This window comes from Peribacillus sp., assembly GCF_059453735.1.
Genome location: NZ_JAZVJO010000478.1, coordinates 1 through 2,267, shown reverse-complemented (window position 1 = coordinate 2,267; position 2,267 = coordinate 1). Strand labels below are relative to the sequence as shown.

The 2,267-nt window shown below is 40.4% G+C and carries 3 protein-coding genes; all 3 read right to left on the bottom strand.

The window, feature by feature from the left end:
• Window positions 1-149 (bottom strand): LacI family DNA-binding transcriptional regulator (locus AC52RT_RS15720; protein WP_495541615.1); only part of this gene is annotated, 149 nt, incomplete at its 3' end.
• Between the two features lie 3 nt (window positions 150-152).
• Window positions 153-1,667 carry a UDP-glucose--hexose-1-phosphate uridylyltransferase gene (gene galT / locus AC52RT_RS15715; RefSeq protein WP_495541614.1) on the bottom strand — a complete coding sequence of 505 codons (1,515 nt, stop codon included), beginning with the start codon at window positions 1,665-1,667 and terminating at the stop codon, window positions 153-155.
• A 10-nt stretch (window positions 1,668-1,677) separates the two neighbouring features.
• Window positions 1,678-2,267: NAD-dependent epimerase/dehydratase family protein (locus AC52RT_RS15710; RefSeq protein ID WP_495541613.1), on the bottom strand; the 590-nt coding region annotated here is incomplete at its 5' end.

Genomic DNA, 2,267 nt, shown 5'->3' with positions numbered 1-2,267 from the left:
CGCTTTTTATAGTCTAATTCCTCGGCAGTTTCGAAGATTTTTTTTTTCGTTTCGTCTCCAACCGATAATGTTGTATCATAGTTCAGCACCCTGGAAACCGTTGCAATGGATACTCCGGCCTTCTCTGCTATGTCCTTAATTGTCGCCATGTGTTATCCTTTCTTATCTTCGTTCTTGGTTAAAAGTTGAATAAATTTACGGAACCCCTGACGACCCTCTCTATCGCGCTTAAACACACCTGCATCTTCAAGTGTTTGCAGAAACTTTTTACCTACTTCTTCTTTAATAATCTCATCAACTGTTTCTAGTGAAATGTGATTCCGATAAGTTTCTTTTACTTGCTCTGCCCATTCACGATGATAGTCTGCAATGTCTTGATTTTCATCAAGTAAATAATTCCCGACAGCACGAAGTTCTTCATCCAGTCTTGCAGGTAATACCGCAAGACCCATCACTTCAATCAAGCCGATATTTTCTTTTTTTATATGATGAACTTCCGCATGAGGATGAAATATACCCATGGGGTGTTCTTCACTCGTTCGATTATTTCGAAGCACTAAGTCCAGTTCAAATTGTCCATTTCGGTTTCTCGCAATCGGTGTAATGGCGTTATGTCTGTTCCCGAAAGTCTCCGCATGAATTTCAAGCTCTGGATCACTGTACTGTTTCCATGCCTGCAAAATGAGTTCTGCCGCTTGAACGAGCTCATCTTTTTCACTGTTCCTTAAACGAATAACAGACATCGGCCATCTTAATAGGGCACACTCCATATGCGGAAATGCAGACCATGTAAAAGAAAACTCTTCTTCTGCTTTAGCCATGGCAAACTCATAACGACCACCCTGATAATGGTCGTGCGTTAAAATGGAACCGCCCACAATTGGAATATCACTATTTGAGCCGATGAAATAATGGGGGAATTGTTCAACAAAAGCTAGCAGCCGTTCAAATGTATCTCTGCTGACTTTCATGTCTCGATGCTCTTCACATAATAATATACAATGCTCATTATAGTAAACGTATGGAGAATATTGCAGATACCATGTTTCATGTGGTACATCTACTTTAATCAAGCGATGATTGGACCGCGCAGGATGCCCTATTCTTCCTGGATACCCCTCATTTTCGACACATAATAAACAGGTTGGATAAGTAGTTTCTGATTTCCCTTTTTTTCTTTCCAGCGCGATTTGACGCGGATCTTTTTCAGGCTTAGAGAGATTAATTGTAATATCCATTTCACCATATTCAGTTGGTACCTGATATTGAATGTTCTTGGCGATTCGTTTTGTTTGAATATAATTACTGCTTTGGCTGAAATGATAAAAATAATCCGTAGCCTGCTTTGGACTTTCACGATATTTTTGGTAGAAGATTTCATTGACTTGTGACGGCAGCGGTAACATTGTATTCATTAGTTGGCTTGCGAAAATTTCCCGTTCATCAACGTAATTCTCAATGATCCCCTCTACACATGCATAATCAACCAGTTTTTCAAGAAGATCTGGAAGATCCTCTTCACTATCCACCTTAATAGAAGGTTCCATCTGCTTAATTCGCAGCAGCCCCATCATCTGATTTCGCACATATATTTCATCATCTGCGTTCATCAGTTGAATCTTAATTGCTTTATTTAACAGCAGTTGTACCAAATGTATCCCTATCATTTTCTGCACCTCAGCTTTCATACCCATCATAATGATGCTGATGCCAGTTCCAGGCATCTTGAATGATTTCCTGGATAGAAGGCTTTTTAGGGCTCCAGCCTAGAATATCCCTTGCTCGTTCTGAAGACGCAATTAATGTACTTGGATCACCAGCACGGCGTGAGCCTATTTCTACTTTAATTGGTAAACCAGTAACCTGTTCAGCTGACTCGATAATTTCTTTAACGGAAAACCCTTGGCTGCTGCCAAGGTTAATGATGTTGCTTTCCCCGCCATTTTGTAAATAACGCAGCGATAGAATATGCGCATCAATCAAGTCCTCAACATGAACATAATCCCTAATACATGTACCATCTGGTGTATCGTAATCATCACCAAAAATGATGATTTTTTCCCGTTTGCCCTGAGCAGTCTGTAAAACTAAAGGAATTAGATGACTCTCTGGATCATGATCTTCACCAATTTCACCGGTAGATCGTGCACCCGCTACGTTAAAATAACGCAGAGCTACATAGTTGGTGCCATTGGCTTTTTCTGCCCATTTCATCATTTTTTCCATTGCCAACTTCGTTTCTCCGTAAGGGCTCGTTGGCGCAGTTT